Origin of the sequence: Dyadobacter sp. 676, assembly GCF_040448675.1 — a bacterium.
Taxonomy (GTDB): Bacteria; Bacteroidota; Bacteroidia; order Cytophagales; family Spirosomataceae; genus Dyadobacter.
This window is the reverse complement of the sequence record NZ_CP159289.1, coordinates 6018240-6033961: the sequence shown is the minus strand read 5'-3', so window position 1 is coordinate 6033961 and position 15722 is coordinate 6018240. Positions and strand designations below refer to the sequence as shown.

The window sequence follows — 15722 nt, the reverse complement described above, 5'->3', positions numbered from 1 at the left end:
CCTTTACATTTATCTTTTTATGTAGTACATAACTACTAATAGACATAGCGCCTGCATATTGCCGAACCGCCATGAAGAAAACATACGCGATAGCCCTTTTGTGCTGCACATGGCAGTTCCTGCCGTCCGGGTCGAAAGCGTGGCAGCCGCCCGCTACTATGGCCCGGGATGTTCCCGAAACCCGAGCGTTATTTGTAGCGGGGGAAAATGGCTATAAAAGTTATCGCATTCCTTCGCTCATCAGGGCAAAAAACGGGGCATTGATCGCCTTTTGCGAAGGCCGGAAGGACGGTGCAGCCGATGCCGGGGATATCGATCTGCTGATGAAACGCTCTACCGACAACGGAAAAACCTGGGGCCCGCAAACGGTAGTGTGGGACGACGGGGCCAATACCTGCGGCAACCCTTGCCCCGTACTCGACGAGCAAACCGGCGAAATTCTGCTTCTGCTCACCCATAACCGCGGCGACGTGTCGGAAAGCGACATTATTACCAAAAAATCCACGTCGACCCGGACCGTATGGCTATCCGGCAGTTCGGACAACGGTATTACCTGGTCAAAACCGGTTGAAATAACACAAACCACCAAAAAACCGGAATGGGGCTGGTATGCGACCGGACCGGGTATCGGGATACAAATCAAAAACGGCCCTCACAAAGGACGCCTGGTAATCCCCTGCGATTTCAGTTACGACGATCCGAACGGCAAAGTACGCAACGGGCCGTTCGAATACGGTGCGCATGCGATTTACAGCGACGATCATGGCAAAACATGGCAGCTAGGCGGTTCCATCACACCGAAAATGAACGAATGCCAGGTAGTTGAAATAGCCGACGGCAACGGCACGCTCCTGATGAACATGCGCTCGTATTTTGGTCGCGGCCGCCGGGCACAGTCGGTCAGCTACGACGGCGGTGTGAGCTGGACGGCGCCCGAGGACGTTCCCGAACTGGTGGAACCGGTATGTCAGGCGTCGGTTATCCGGTACGAATGGCCGGATGCGAAAAAAGCGGGCGCGATATTGTTTCTGAATCCCGCAAGCACCGGCAAGCGCCATAACCTGACCATACGGGCGAGCTTCGACGAAGGCAAAACCTGGCCGGTCATCAAAACCATTTGCCCAGGCCCGTCCGCCTATTCGAGCATGGCCGTATTGCCCGACGGCCAAATCCTGTGCCTTTACGAAGCCGGCAAAACCGGTGCCTATGAGCAGATCGTCTTGCAAACGATCGCGCCCGGGTGGCTTTTCGGCGACCGCAAACCCTGAATTTCCAGTTTAAGCGTTAATATGAACACCATTCAGCACACCGACGGCCTCATTGCCGCACTTTTTACGCCCTTCCATTCGGACGGCTCGGTCCACTACGAGCTGTTGCCGCCACTGGCGGAGCATTTGATCAGCAGCCGCATATCGGGCATTTTCATCTGCGGTAGCAATGGCGAAGGCCCTAACCTCACGCTCGAAGAGCGCATGCGGATTGCCGAAACGGTGATCGACGCGGGGAAAGGGCGGTTGCGCAACATCGTGCATGTAGGGCACGCCAGCATTGCGGAAGCACGCAAGCTCGCGCGCCACGCACAGGAAGCGGGTGCCGACGCCATTTCGTCGGTAGCGGCATTTTATTTCAAGCCCACATCGGTCCAAAACCTGGCCGATTGCATGACCGATATTGCAGCCGGGGCGCCCCAGCTGCCGTTCTACTACTATCATATTCCGTCGCTTACCGGTTTTTCGGTGGATGTGCTGGATTTGATGGGCATTGCAAAAAAGCAGATTCCAAACTTCGCAGGCATAAAATATACGGCGGCCACGCTTTGGGAATACCAGGAATGCCTGAACTTCGACCAGGGCAGATATGACGTTTTGTACGGTTTCGATGAAAACCATTTGCCGGCACTGGCAATGGGGGCGAAAGGGGCGATCGGCAGTACGTTCAACTTCGCGGCACCTTTTTACCTGAAAGTGCGGGAGTATTTCGAAGCGGGCGATATGGAAAGAGCGCGAAGACAAATGCTTTTCTGCGTCGAAATGGTGCGGATCGTCGTGCAGTATCCCCCTATCCCCGCGCAAAAAGCCGTGATGAAAATGCTCGGTTTCGACATGGGCCCCTGTCGCCTGCCGCTTACTGCCCTGCCCGACGATCAATATGAAGCGTTGCGACGCCAACTGGCGGGCATCGGCTTTTTTGATCAGCTAAACGCCGAGCGTTCCATTACCGAATGATCCGCCGTGAGTGAATGAGCCGCCGTGGAATGAGAAATACCTGAATGACTGATACCTGATGGTCCGTTTCTTCTTTGTCTTGACTTTTTTCTGCAAACTATGGTCGCCAGTGCCGAACGCGCCGGTCCTTCGCTATTGCAGTGGAAAAACCTGCCGCCGCTTCCCGACGCCGTCGGCTTAGCCGGGGCTTATGCGGGTGTCGGCAACGACGCACTGGTTGTGGCGGGCGGTGCCAATTTTCCGGGTAATGCCGGGCCGTGGGGTACGGCGCCCAAAACGTGGCATGACGATATTTTTGTACTCGAAAATCCATCGGGGCGCTGGAAAAAAGCGGGCAAGCTGCCCCATGCGATGGGTTATGGCATTTCGCTCACGACTCCCGAAGGCGTTTTCTGCATGGGCGGTGCCGACGGTACGAGGCATTACAGCGAAGCATTCATTCTAAACTGGCGAAACGGACGCATTGACGTCACTCGTTTGCCTGCTTTGCCCATCCCGCTTGCCTATGCTTCCGGGGCGCTGCTGGACGACAAAATATACATTGCGGGCGGCACCGTGGCACCGTCCGATACCAATGCGTCCAACCGTTTCTGGGAGTTTGATCTGCGCAAAAAACAATGGAACGAACTACCGCCCATACCCGGAGATGGCCGCATGCTAGGCGTTGCCGGCGCGCAGGATGGCCGTTTCTTTCTGTTCAGCGGAGTCGGGTTACATTATAATGTTACCACCGGAGCCGCCCGGCGCACCTATTTGAAAGAGTGCCTTGCCTATAATCCCGTTTCCAAAAGCTGGAAACGCATTGCCGGCCTACCCAACGCGGTAGCGGCCGCCCCCTCGCCTGCGTATGCGGCCGGGCAGTCGCACCTGCTCGTGATAGGTGGTGACGATGGTACTTATGCAAACCGGGTGATGGAGCTGAAAGAAAACCATCCCGGTTTCCGCAGGGAGATCTTGGCATACCACACCATTACCGACACCTGGGCACCGCTTGGCATATATCCCGAAGGTAAAGCGGCGGTTACCACGCCGCTCGTAACGTGGAACGGTCTGCCGGTGATTCCCTCAGGGGAGGTACAGCCAGGTATCCGTACGCCGCGCGTGACGGAAGGCAGCCCGGTATCGAGCACCGGCACATTCAATGGGGCCGACTGGACGGTAGTATCGGTTTACTTCCTGCTTGTACTCGGCATCAGTATTTATGTTTCCCGCAAGATGGGCGCCAGCACCGACGATTTCTTTCTCGGAGGACAGAATATCCCCTGGTGGGCAGCCGGGTTAAGTATTTTCGGCAGCAAACTGAGCGCGCTCACATTCATCGCCATTCCTGCGAAAACCTATGCCACCGACTGGACCTACATTTTCGCCAATGCGATGATCGTCGTCGTGGCGCCGGTCGTGATCTGGTTTTTCCTGCCCTATTTTCGTAAACTGAACATCACCAGTGTATATGAATACCTTGCATTTCGGTTCAATAAAACGGTCAAACTGGTTGGCAGCTTCACATTTGTCGTTTTTCAGGTCGGAAGGCTGGGCATTGTTATCTATCTGCCCGCGCTGGTGCTGAGCACGGTCACCGGTATGAACCTGATGCTCTGCATTATGCTCACCAGCCTGATTACCACCGCCTATACCATTTCCGGGGGGATCGAAGCGGTCGTATGGACCGAGGTAATGCAGGTAGGCGTACTACTTGGCGGCGCATTTCTGAGCCTGTTCTTCATCGCCGACGCGGTTGGCGGATTCGGTTCGTTCTTTGAACAGGCAAGCCGGGCAGACAAATTCCACATGGTCAACAGCGGCTGGGCCATTACCGAGCCGGTGCTTTGGGTGGTGCTGGTGGGGAATTTCCTGACGCAGATCGTGACTTACACGTCCGACCAGGTGGTGGTGCAGCGTTACCTTACCACACCCACCGAAGCCGAAGCGCGGCGCTCGATCTGGACCAATGCGTTTCTGGTAATTCCCGCAACATTGATATTTTTCCTTGTCGGGACCGCATTATGGGTGTATTTCAAACAATCGCCCCAGCTGTTGAACACCATGGCCCGGACGGACGACATTTTTCCCTGGTTTATCTCCACCCGACTGCCCGCCGGCCTGCGCGGACTTGTGATAGCGGGGCTGTTCGCTGCGACGATGTCTACCATCAGTTCTTCCATGAATTCCATTGCCACGGTGGTCACGACCGATTTCTTCGGCCATTTCGCACCCGGGTCTACGGATTTGCAACGGTTCCGCTTCGCACGCTACATCACCCTCGCGTTAGGCGCGGCCGGAATCGGCATTGCGATCTGGCTCGTTTTTATGGAAAACAATAGTATCTGGGACGAATACCTGAAACTGATCGGCATATTCGGCGGTTGCTTGGCGGGAATGTTTGTAGCCGGGATATTTTTCCCTTCGATCAACAGCACGGGTATCCTGGCCGGTTTTTTCCTGAGCGCGGTACTACTCTATTTTGTTCAGGCCAACGGGTGGGTGCATTTCTTTCTGTACCCCGGCGTGGGCATATTTGGCTGCGTGGTCTTCGGATGGCTCGTCAGCAAGGCCGTACCGGTTACTCGATCCGCCTGATTTTTGTGATTTGGATCAAATCGTTTTGGCCGTAACGCTTCTATTTTTGAACCGCAATCCAATCCCCGGCGGGAAATGGGGCGCTACGTACGAAACAGGTATTCCTTAAATCTAATCAGCCATGAAAATTCTAAGGTGGGCAGGATATGCGCTTGCCACAATCGCACTACTCGTTTGCTTCGCAGCCACTTACGTAAAACTGGCGTTACCCGACACCGGCAAGGCACCGGACATCAAAATTGAAAAGACAGCCGCGCGGGTGGAACGGGGCCGTTACCTGGCAAACCATGTCACGGTTTGTATGGACTGCCACAGCAGCCGCGACTGGTCGAGGTTCGCGGGGCCGATGATGACCACCGGCCAGGGCGCAGGCGGAGAGCGTTTTGACCAGCAGATGGGGTTTCCCGGCACATTTTATGCGCCGAACATTACGCCGTACGCATTGGCCGGCTGGACCGACGGCGAACTTTTCCGCGCCATCACCACGGGCGTCAGCAAGAACGGCAAGGCGCTTTTCCCGGTCATGGGCTACCACCGCTTCGGGCGGATGGATCAGGAGGATATTTTCTCGATTATCGCGTATATCCGCACGTTACCGCCCGTGGAGAAAGATGTACCGGAATCCCGGGCCGATTTCCCGGTTAATTTTATCATCAACACCATGCCCGCCAAAGCCGAATTGTCGCCCCGGCCCGACACGGCGGACGTAGTGGCTTACGGCAAATACCTGGTCAATGCGACCGGCTGCGTTGACTGCCACAGCAAAACCGACAAAGGCAGCGTGATTCCGGGCACGGAGCTTGGGGGAGGAATGGCGTTTAAGAGTCCGGCCGGCGTAGTGGTTTCGCCCAACATTACCATGCACAAGCAAACCGGTATCGGCAACTGGACGGCATCGGATTTTGTGAACCGCTTCAAGGCATTCGCGGCTCAGGGCTACGTGGCATCGCCAGTGCCCGCTTCCCAACCCAACACCCCGATGCCATGGACCATGTACGCGGGAATGAAAGAATCTGACCTGAACGCTATTTATGCTTACCTCCAAACGGTTAAACCTATCGAAAACCACGTAGATCGCTACCAGATGCACTAAGTAACAGACGCTCCGGCGCTGCCCGGCGTTGAACATCGCCGGCGGCTGAAACTCAGACAGAGACCGCGTAGCGCCCGGAGATAAGGTTCTCGGCCTCCCTGAGTGTATTCACCACCGTTGTAGGGACCACGGTTCCCGGCCTGTTCAGCAATGTCAGGGAGGCCATTTTAGAGAAAAAGTCGGGGGGAAACAATGCTGATATTGCACGACAAACCGGCGCGACGACATTCGGGAAAGAAGTCGTTGCAGATATACTCCATCGTTCCGGCCCAGGAGCCTTCGATTTCCTTTGTATCGTGCACATGAAAGCGGCAGCCACGCGCTTTGCCGGTCGTTTGATGCCATTGCTTCATTTCTTCCAAAGCGGTGACGATTTCAGCATCGGTGGAATAGCCGATCCATTTCATCAGCAGGTAATTCCGGGACGAGTTGTAGCTCAATACGGCGTGGATGCGGCCTTCGGCGTTGTGGAATTTCCGGATCTGGACAACGGACGCAACGGCGGGTTCTGTATTCGGGGTTTTCATAGGGAGGATGGCATGTTAGTCGTTCAGAATACGGCTCCGGTAGCGGCTGAGCGTTTCGCGGGTAATGCCCAGGTAGCTGGCGATGTATTGCAGAGGTATCCTGCTAAAAAGCACCGGGTGTTCTTCCAGAATGTTACGAAAACGCACATCCGGCGAATCTTTGAGCAGCGACGTTTCGCGGTAATCGGTTTTCATGAGCTGTTCTACCACCAGCAGGTTCCAGAAACGTTGCCAGCCCGGGCAGGTCTTGTACAGATAATGAGAATCTTCCTTTGTCCAAACAAGCAGCTGCGTTTCCTGCAACGCCTGAATGCTGACGCGCGACGGCTGCCCGAAGAAAAAACCGTCGTAGGAGCATGCCACGGAGTTTTCAAATAAAAAATCCTTGCAAATTTCCTTGTCGGGCGTTTCTATATAAAGCCGCATCGTCCCTTTCTCGACGAGCGCTATTTCCTGCGAAGCGATGCCCTGCCGCACAAAATGCTCGTTTTTCCGAAGCGTTTTCAGGCACATGCGCTCTTTCATCATCGCCAGCTCCTGCTCGGAGGGGTCGACGAGTTTGGTCAGATTGGAAAGTACTCTCATGTGGTTTAGAGGATGGACACCTTCAAAAATACCATTTCCTCCCCTATTTACTCACTTCAAATTCCTGAACGGCTATGTCCCCGGCATTTTGTAACCGTTATGGTAGGCATTGCCGATCAGCTTGTTAGCTTCCGGGTTATCGTCGAATTCGCCCTTCTGCGCATTCCAGCGGAGTGCGCTCCCGGTCCGGTAAGCGATATTACCCATTTGCGAAAGGATCGCCGCCTCCGCCCCTACGCGTATCGGAGCGTGGAGGTCTTCCATACGACGCGACCGGATTACCTCCACAAAGTTGCGGGCGTGCTCGTCGACGCCGTTGTCGGACGATTGCCGGAGAGGGACCGCTTCCATGCGGTTTTCATAAGGTACCACCTCCCAGCCCTTCCGGTCGACGATAAGCGTGCCGTTTTCACCGAGGAACGCGATGCCGTGCTGCCGGTTGTAAATGCCCGCGCCGTAGCCGATCACATGTTCCCATTGAATGTTAAAATCGCCATATTCAAAAAGGGCGGTAAGCGTGTCCGGTGTTTCGGCGCCGGGATTCCGAAGCATGGCACCACTGGCGCTCACGCTTCGGGGAGCGGCCGTTGCCTTCATTCCCAGCAATGCATAATCGAGCAAATGCACGCCCCAGTCGGTCATGATGCCACCCGCATAATCCCAAAACCAGCGAAACGAGCCATGGAAGCGGTTCGGATTGAAAGGCCGTTTGGCAGCCGGCCCGAGCCACATATCGTAATCGACCCCGGCCGGAGCCGTGCCGTCGGGCTGTTGCAGGATCGGATTTCCGTAATTAAAATATCCCCAAACTTTTACAAGCCCTACTTTACCCAGCTTGCCCGAATACACAAAATCTACCGCATCGCGAAAATGCCGCTGGCTGCGCTGCCACTGGCCTACCTGTACCACCCGGTTATGGCGCTCCTGTGCGGCCACCATCGCGCGGCATTCGGCAATGGAATTACCGATGGGCTTCTCAACGTACACATCCTTGCCCGCTTCACACGCTTCGGCCATCATCAGGCAATGCCAGTGGTCGGGAGTACCGATCACTACGGCGTCTACATCCTTGTTTTCTAGAATCTTACGGTAATCGCCGTACGTTTTCACCCGGATGCCCTTTGCCGCCAGTTCGGCCGCACGCTTGTCGAGCACATTGCGGTCGACATCGCAAAGCGCGACGCATTCGACGCCGGGATTTTTGATCACGGCGTTAATGTCGGCCCAGCCCATGCTGTTGATCCCGATCGCCGCGACGCGAATCTTGTCGGCCGCCGAACGAACCGGCCGGCGTGCATACGCAAAACCGGCGGCATCCGGTAAAACCACCGCACCCGCGGCAGCCGACGCAATGAATTTTCTTCTGGAAATAGTCATGACAGATCAAGGTAATGAATAGCCCAAATCAAAGCACTGTCCGGCCGACTTTTACCGGTGTTTTCTCACAAACTATTCTTGCAATATTTCAAATGTCAATCTGACAAATCTGGCCGGGTAATTTTGCGTTGCCGGGAAAAAGTATGGCTTTCCCTATAAAAACACGAACTGACAACGTTCCCGGCAACGTCTGCGTAAAAAAATCGGGCTTTTGCATTGGTCGCGATCAAAAATGAATTCAAATTAAGTCCGGACAGGGACCCGCAAATACGCGCATCCTGGAAAAATCCAATTCGATCGATCATCCTGACATCCGCCAAACCGACCGGCGAGCCGCCCATGAACATGAAATCCCTATCGGACGTACAACTCCTCGAAGCCCTGCGGGACGACGACGGAATGGCTTTCCGGGAGGTTTACCAGCGTTACTGGAAGAAAATGTACCTGCTCGCACTTCGCAAAATCGACGACCGCGAGACCGTGGAAAGTATCGTTCAGGATGTATTCCTGCGCTTGTGGGAACGTCGCGGCGAGTTGCAGATCGAAAACCTGGAAGCTTACCTTGTGACGTCGGTTAAATACATTTGCATCAATCATTTCAAATCGGCCCTGGTGCATGAAAAATACCTGGCCCACGCGTTCGCGGAGCATTCGGATTCCATCTGCACGACCGAAGAACAGCTGAATGCAAGCGAGCTCATGCACAATATCGAGGCACGGCTGCGGCAATTTCCTGAAAAGTCACAGACTATTTTTCGCCTCCACCGCCTCGAAAACCGCACTACCAAAGAAATAGCGTCCCAAATCCGAATGCCCCAACGCACGGTGGAACATCACCTGAGCCTTGTTGTGAAGGCGCTGCGTTCTTATCTGGAAAGTTATTTGTAGGGGAAGGGAGAAAGGGAAGTTTAGCGGCAATGCCGTTAGGCATGAAATATCGGTAGCAACCTTGTGCCCTTCCCCCACTAATGCCCCTGGGCATGTAACGACCAGGTTGATAAGGCCTTCCCTGCGAACGGCGGGCGTCCAGGCAGGGTCGCCACGCTCTTCGTTGAACAAAAGAAAGATTATCTTACACAAATCACCACTTCCACATAATTTATCCAATAATATTTAAAAATTTTTGCGGATCGCGGCGCCTGCATTTGACTACTGATTAAAAGCAAGCCGCCACCAGGGCCGATGAACCGGGAACAATTCGCAGCATTATTGGAAAAATATCGGAAAGGCCGATGTACCGAGCAGGAAAAACAGCTGGTCGAGCATTGGTTTGCGCTGCTCGAAAACGAGAATGCCGATCAAATCTCCGACGACTCGCTGGACAACGTCGGGCAACGGATTTGGGCCGGAATGCAGGAGAAAGCCTGTCTCCCCGATCTGCCCACGCGCACCAGTCCATTTCGATCCGCCTACCTCCGGTGGGCGGCCATAGCGGCCGCGTTGGTGCTGGTGGCCTTTTTCTTCATCGGAAAGCGCACAAACCGTCACGTTCCGCTCGTGGCATATGCCTGGGAAGAAAAACGGAACGACGGCGGTAATGTACTGCCAGTTACGCTCGAAGACGGCAGTGTGGTAGAGCTTCGTCCCGGCAGCTCGCTGCGTTATCCGGCCCGCTTCGAAAAGGGCAAAAGGGAAGTCATACTGAAAGGAAACGGCTTTTTCAGCATTCGCAGGAACCGTCAAAAGCCGTTCTACGTGCACTCGGGAGAGGTTACTACCAAAGTTCTGGGAACGAGTTTTCGCGTCAGTACGGCGGCGGAAGGCCGGCAAACGACGGTGGAAGTGGTAACGGGCCTGGTGTCGGTGTACAGCGAACGGAGCGGCGAAGAGGCCGTGGATATGCTGATCACTCCCAACCACACCGCCACATTCGATCGCACCGCGGGGAAGTTCGCCGCGGGACTGGCCGAACACCCCCGACTGCTCGATGCGGATATCTCGTTCCGGTTCCGCAATGCGCCGCTTTCGCAGGTGATGCAACACCTGCGCGACGCCTGGGGCGTGGACGTGCAGGTGGAGAACCAGCCTGTATTGAACTGCCCGCTGACCGCCGACCTGAGCGGGCAACCGCTTTTCACCCAGCTCGACATTATTTGCGCCGCCCTGGGCGGGTCATACAAGATCCGGGGCCCGGCCATCCGCATTTCCGGACCGGGTTGCAAGCCCCGCGGGACACAGGCATTTCAAACGCGTAAACCCAACTGCCAACCTATGAAGACATAGCCGTAACGAAAAACGCTGGCCATGCAGCGAACATGGGCCAGCGTCAGATTAGTCCTGCGGAACCGACAGCGAATCGGTTCGGGCCGGAGCTTTCATTTTATCAAATGTCCATTCAATAAAACATTTAAAGGTATGAAAAAAACAGAACCTTTACTTTCAAGCCTTTCCAATTGCCGGGGTACCGATATGCCCCGTAAATTGCTGTTCGGGGCGATAGTCGGTATCCTGATGGCTTGCCAAACGGTACTGGCCGGTAACCAGCAGGAGCTGATGGCGAGGCTCGTGACGTTGAAATTCCAGAACCAGCGCTTCGAAAAGGTTATCAGCAGCATCGAGAAACAAACCAAAGCCCGGATCGTGTACAGCTCCGAGCGTGTGAACGTGGACAGGACCGTGAATGTGGAGGTGAATAAAATGCGCCTGGACGCGGTTCTGGACGAAATTCTTTCGCCGCTCAACCTGACTTACCGCGTCGTAGGCGGGCAGATCGTCCTCGAAAACCTGACTCGGGAGCAATCGGGCGTTCCGGCAAAACCCGAAACCGCCGACCGGACCGTCACCGGGGTAGTCGTCGACGAGAAGAATGCGGCGCTTCCGGGCGTAAGCGTGATCCTGAAAGGCACCAACCGGGGTACCACCACCGACGGCCAGGGCAAATTCAGCCTGCTCGTACCCGACGACCCGGCCGCGTTGCTGACGTTTTCGTTTGTCGGTTATCAAAGCCAGGACGTAGCGCTGGGCGCGCAAACCATATTCAATATCGCGCTGAAACCCGATGTGGGTGCATTGGACGAAGTGGTTGTGATCGGCTACGGAGCGGTCCGCAAACGCGACCTGACCGGCTCGGTGGTTCAGCTCAAAAGCGAACAACTTAAGGAAGTGCCTTCCAACAACGTGCTCGATGCCGTACAGGGCAAAATCGCCGGAGCCGACATTACCCGCAGCAGCGGCCAGGCCGGTGCCGGTGTAAACATTACCATCCGCGGGAACCGTTCGATAGGCGGCAACAACTCTCCGCTCATTATTGTCGACGGCGTGCAGTACGGCGACCTGGCGGATATCAATTCGAATGATATCGAATCCATGGAAGTTTTGAAAGATGCATCCTCCATCGCGATCTACGGCTCTCGCGGTGCCAACGGGGTTATTCTGATCACCACTAAAAAAGGGAAAAGCGGACGTCCGGACATTTCCTTCAATTCCTACGCGGGCCTTTCACAAGTGACCATGTACCCGCGCGCGATGAACATCACCGAGTTCCGCGATTTCAAGCGGGAAGCATGGCGTGCCGCTGGCGTATGGAACAGCCCGGCCGACGACCCCGCGATTTTTACCAATGTGGCCGAATACGACGCGCTGCAAAAAAGGCATCTGGACCGATTACCAGAAAGAACTCATTCACCCGGGTTTCCAGCAAAACTACCAGCTGGGTTTCCGCGGTGGGTCCGAAAAACTCAAATCCTACGTTTCTGTTGATTATTTCAATGAAAAAGGGATTTTAAAGCTCGACGAAATGAAGCGCTACACCGCGCGCCTGAACGTGGACTACACCCTGACCGATTGGATGAAGATCGGTTTGCAGAGCCAGCTGACGTATTATAACCAGAGCATCCGCCGCGACCCGCTGAACCAGGCCAATAAGATCAGTCCGCTGGGCTCCTTGTACGACGAACAAGGCAATTTCAATTTCATTATGCTCGACGGGCAGACGGCCAACCCGCTTTCGGACGAGCAGCCGGGTGTTTTCAACAACAATATCCTCACCACCCGCACGCTTACCAACGGCTATATCGAAATCACACCGCTGAAAGGGCTGACATTCCGCAGCACGATCGGCGCCAACCTGTCGAATTCCCGTAACGGGGCCTATTCTTCGCCCAAATCCATCGACCGCTCGCTCACCGGCAAATCGCTCGCCACCTATAATGTATCGAACGGCCGCACCATCAACTGGGAGAATGTTTTAACCTACCAGAAAACATTTGAACAACACAGCTTTACATTCACCGGGATCGGCAGTTCGTTGGCAACCACTTCGGACAATGCTTCGGCGTCGGGCGTCAACCAGCTCATTCCCTCACAGTTGTTCTATTCGCTGGGCAGTGCTACCGAGGAAATCAAAATCAATTCGGCGTATTCCAAAAACAACCTGGTATCGTTCGCAGCCCGGGTGAATTACGGTTTCAAAGACCGCTATTTGCTGACATTGACGGCCCGCAAGGACGGTTCGTCGAAACTTGCGCCGGGCAATAAATGGACATTCTTCCCCTCAGCCGCATTCGCCTGGCGGATCATCGACGAGGGCTTTATGAAGAACGTCAGGAAACTCAGCGACCTGAAACTGCGTGTGAGCTACGGTATCGCCGGGAACGACCCATCGGGGCCTTATGCGACACAGACTACCCTCACCCGCATCGCTTTCGGGTTCGACGAGGTGGCCTATCCGGCCTACACTTTCTCGCGCAATGTCGGCAATACCGCCCTGGGCTGGGAGCTTTCGGCCACGCAAAACCTGGGCCTCGATTTCGGATTGTTCGACGGTCGTATCAACGGTTCGATCGATTATTACGACACGCGAACGTCAGACCTGCTGCTCGACCGGGGCCTGCCGCCAACCACAGGTGTTACCACCGTAAAGCAAAATATCGGTAAAACCCGCAACCGGGGCGTCGAGGTCGTGCTGGGAAGCACCAATGTCCGCACCCGCGACTTTACCTGGAATTCAAGCCTCACATTCACAAAAAACAAGGAAGAAATCACCGAACTCGTCACCGAAGGCAACGATATTGGCAACGGCTGGTTTATCGGTAGCCCGATCAGCGTGTTCTACGACTACGAGAAGCTCGGTATCTGGCAAACTTCCGAAGCCGAAGCCGCCAAGGCCATGTCGCCCACGCAGCTGCCGGGTGAAATCAAGGTAAAAGACCAGAATGGCGACGGCAAGATCGACGCCGTAAACGACCGCGTGATCCTCGGAACACCTCGCCCGAAATGGAGCGGCGGCCTGGACAACACCATTAAATACAAGGGTTTCGACCTGAATGTGATGATCTATGCCCGCATCGGCGCTATGATCAACTCCGACCGTTATGCTCGTTTCGATCAGCAAGGAGTAGGAAACAGCACCGCCGGTCTGGATTACTGGACACCGGAGAATCCTACCAACGAATACCCGCGTCCCAACAAGAATGCAGGATTGAAATACCTCTCGACCCTGGGTTACCGCAACGCATCTTTCGCCCGCATACGTAACGTGACGCTCGCGTACAACCTCCCGGTAAGCAAGTTCAACTGGAAGATTATCCGCGGCCTGCGCATTTACGCCACTGCCAAGAACCTCGCCACATTCACCAGGCTCGATTATGACCCCGAGCGCGGCGGATCGGAGAATTTCCCGATGACGAAATTGTTTGTTTTTGGCCTGAACGTGAACCTGTAACCCTTAAAACCAGTCAAGACAATGAGATCACAACTATTGAAAACAGGGTTAATGGCGGTTTCCCTGCTGGGGCTGTTTTCCTGTGAGAATGTTCTGGAAGAATACAATCCTTCGGGGCTGACCGCCGAAACGGTATTTACGACGCCCGAAGGCTTTGAAACGCTCGTCAACGCCGCCTATTCCTACCAGCGCTGGTGGTATGGCAAGGAAGAAGGCTACAATATCGCCGAAACCGGCACCGACATCTGGACCAGCGGCGCAGGCGAGGTATACCGCGATTTGACCCAATACTTAAACTTACAAGGCAGCAATGCGGCCCTTACCAACGAATGGCGGGAATTATATGCGGCGATTAATCTCTGCAATGGCGGTATCAACCGTATCGAAGGCGCCGGACTTTCGGCGGCATTGCGTCCGGTCCGTGAGGGTGAACTGCGTTTCTTACGTGCATTCTATTACTGGCACATCGTGGAAACCTGGGGAGGCGTACATTTCACGACCACCGAAACCAGCGGAATCCTCACCACCGCCAACAAAACGCCGGTAGAGACATTCTACAACCAGATTTTTGAGGACCTGAAAATCGCGGTCAATAACCTTCCGGCCGCGCAGCCGCAATATGGCCGGGTTACCAAAGGCGCCGCGCAGGCTTTTCTGGCAAGAATGTACCTCACAAGAGGCATGAACAAAGAGGCCCTGGAAATGGCAAAGGCGGTTTTGGACGGAAATTACGGCTACCAGTTGGAAGCCAATTATGCAGATTTATGGAAAATGAGCAATCTGAAATCCAAAGAGGTGGTTTACGCCGTGGATTACTCCGCGAACCTCGCGCTGAACGATCTCGCCAATTCCACTTTCAACCCGTATGGCCACAGCCGCGGAAGCAACAATGCACATTTGCTCTTTTTGATGAAATACGACGACCGCCCCGGCATGACCCGCGACATTGCCAACGGCCGGCCGTTCAACCGCTACATGCCCACGCGTTTCCTGCTCGACCTGTACTCGGCTGACGACGCCCGTTATGAGGGTAGTTTCATGGAATCGTGGTATGCCAATTCGAATACGCTCCCAGCGGGCATTGCCAAAGGGGATACGGCTGTTTACTGTACCAAAAAGGAAATTCCCGACGCGATCGAAGCTTCCAGGAAATACCAGACTTACGACCGCAGCGACATTTACCAGGCCGACGGGACAGTGAAGGACAACCTGCGCTACCCTGCGCTGTCCAAATTCATGGACCCTACCCGCGCCAGCCTGAACGAAGCGCAGAGCGCACGCGACGTGTTCGTGATACGCCTGGCCGAAATATACCTCATCGCCGCCGAAGCGGCCATGCAGCTGGGCGACCTTGCGGCCGCGGCCCAATACGTGAATGTGGTGCGTACCCGCGCCGCAAAACCCGGAAAAGCCGCCGTAATGCAGGTAAAAGCGGCGGACATTACGCTGGACTTTATCCTCGACGAGCGTGCCCGCGAGCTCGCGGGCGAGCAGTTGCGCTGGTTCGACCTGAAACGGACCGGTAAACTGATCGAGCGCGTCAGGAAATTCGCACCCGACAATGCTGTGAATATCCAGGAACACCACACTGTCCGGCCGATTCCTCAAACCCAGCTGGACGCCGTCGTCAACAAGGATGAGTTCAAACAGAATGCCGGTTATCAATAATCCATTTA

The 15722-nt window shown here is 55.0% G+C and carries 12 protein-coding genes; 9 read left to right on the top strand and 3 right to left on the bottom strand.

From position 1 onward, the window contains the following. The first annotated feature begins 71 nt into the window (after positions 1-71). The 4 genes from ABV298_RS26535 to ABV298_RS26520 all read left to right on the top strand — a co-directional run bounded on the left by ABV298_RS26535 (position 72) and on the right by ABV298_RS26520 (position 5895). A complete protein-coding gene (locus tag ABV298_RS26535) occupies positions 72-1268 on the top strand; it encodes a sialidase family protein (protein ID WP_353719156.1) in 1197 nt (398 codons plus the stop codon). Positions 1269-1289: 21 nt separating this feature from the next. Beyond that, positions 1290-2225: a dihydrodipicolinate synthase family protein gene (locus tag ABV298_RS26530; protein ID WP_353719155.1), complete on the top strand. Its 936-nt coding sequence runs from the start codon at positions 1290-1292 to the stop codon at positions 2223-2225. A 99-nt stretch (positions 2226-2324) separates the two neighbouring features. Continuing rightward, positions 2325-4802: a sodium/solute symporter gene (locus ABV298_RS26525; RefSeq protein WP_353719154.1), complete on the top strand. Its 2478-nt coding sequence runs from the start codon at positions 2325-2327 to the stop codon at positions 4800-4802. 121 nt (positions 4803-4923) lie between these two features. Then, positions 4924-5895 (top strand): c-type cytochrome, encoded by a 972-nt coding sequence (locus ABV298_RS26520; protein ID WP_353719153.1) that lies wholly within the window; start codon positions 4924-4926, stop codon positions 5893-5895. 167 nt (positions 5896-6062) lie between these two features. Here ABV298_RS26520 and ABV298_RS26515 read toward each other — a convergent pair whose 3' ends face one another. From ABV298_RS26515 to ABV298_RS26505, 3 genes are all read right to left on the bottom strand, one after another. Further along, positions 6063-6422 (bottom strand): hypothetical protein, encoded by a 360-nt coding sequence (locus ABV298_RS26515; protein WP_353719152.1) that lies wholly within the window; start codon positions 6420-6422, stop codon positions 6063-6065. A gap of 15 nt (positions 6423-6437) precedes the next feature. Beyond that, positions 6438-7007: a Crp/Fnr family transcriptional regulator gene (locus ABV298_RS26510; protein ID WP_353719151.1), complete on the bottom strand. Its 570-nt coding sequence runs from the start codon at positions 7005-7007 to the stop codon at positions 6438-6440. A gap of 72 nt (positions 7008-7079) precedes the next feature. Beyond that, positions 7080-8384 carry a Gfo/Idh/MocA family oxidoreductase gene (locus ABV298_RS26505; protein WP_353719150.1) on the bottom strand — a complete coding sequence of 435 codons (1305 nt, stop codon included), beginning with the start codon at positions 8382-8384 and terminating at the stop codon, positions 7080-7082. A gap of 345 nt (positions 8385-8729) precedes the next feature. On the opposite strand from ABV298_RS26505, the gene ABV298_RS26500 reads away from it, so the two are divergent. From ABV298_RS26500 to ABV298_RS26480, 5 genes are all read left to right on the top strand, one after another. Then, complete coding sequence (locus ABV298_RS26500; RefSeq protein WP_353719149.1) at positions 8730-9272, top strand: RNA polymerase sigma-70 factor; 543 nt, start codon at positions 8730-8732, stop codon at positions 9270-9272. Positions 9273-9566: 294 nt separating this feature from the next. Beyond that, positions 9567-10607: a FecR family protein gene (locus ABV298_RS26495; protein ID WP_353719148.1), complete on the top strand. Its 1041-nt coding sequence runs from the start codon at positions 9567-9569 to the stop codon at positions 10605-10607. 132 nt (positions 10608-10739) lie between these two features. Beyond that, complete coding sequence (locus ABV298_RS26490) at positions 10740-12083, top strand: TonB-dependent receptor plug domain-containing protein (protein ID WP_353719147.1); 1344 nt, start codon at positions 10740-10742, stop codon at positions 12081-12083. After that, positions 11977-14046, top strand: a complete 2070-nt coding sequence (locus ABV298_RS26485) for a SusC/RagA family TonB-linked outer membrane protein (protein ID WP_353723256.1) — start codon at positions 11977-11979, stop codon at positions 14044-14046. The genes ABV298_RS26490 and ABV298_RS26485 overlap by 107 nt, the downstream gene beginning before the upstream one ends. Positions 14047-14067: 21 nt before the next feature. Further along, positions 14068-15714, top strand: coding sequence for a RagB/SusD family nutrient uptake outer membrane protein (locus tag ABV298_RS26480; RefSeq protein ID WP_353719146.1), 1647 nt, complete (start codon positions 14068-14070; stop codon positions 15712-15714). Positions 15715-15722 lie beyond the last annotated feature (8 nt).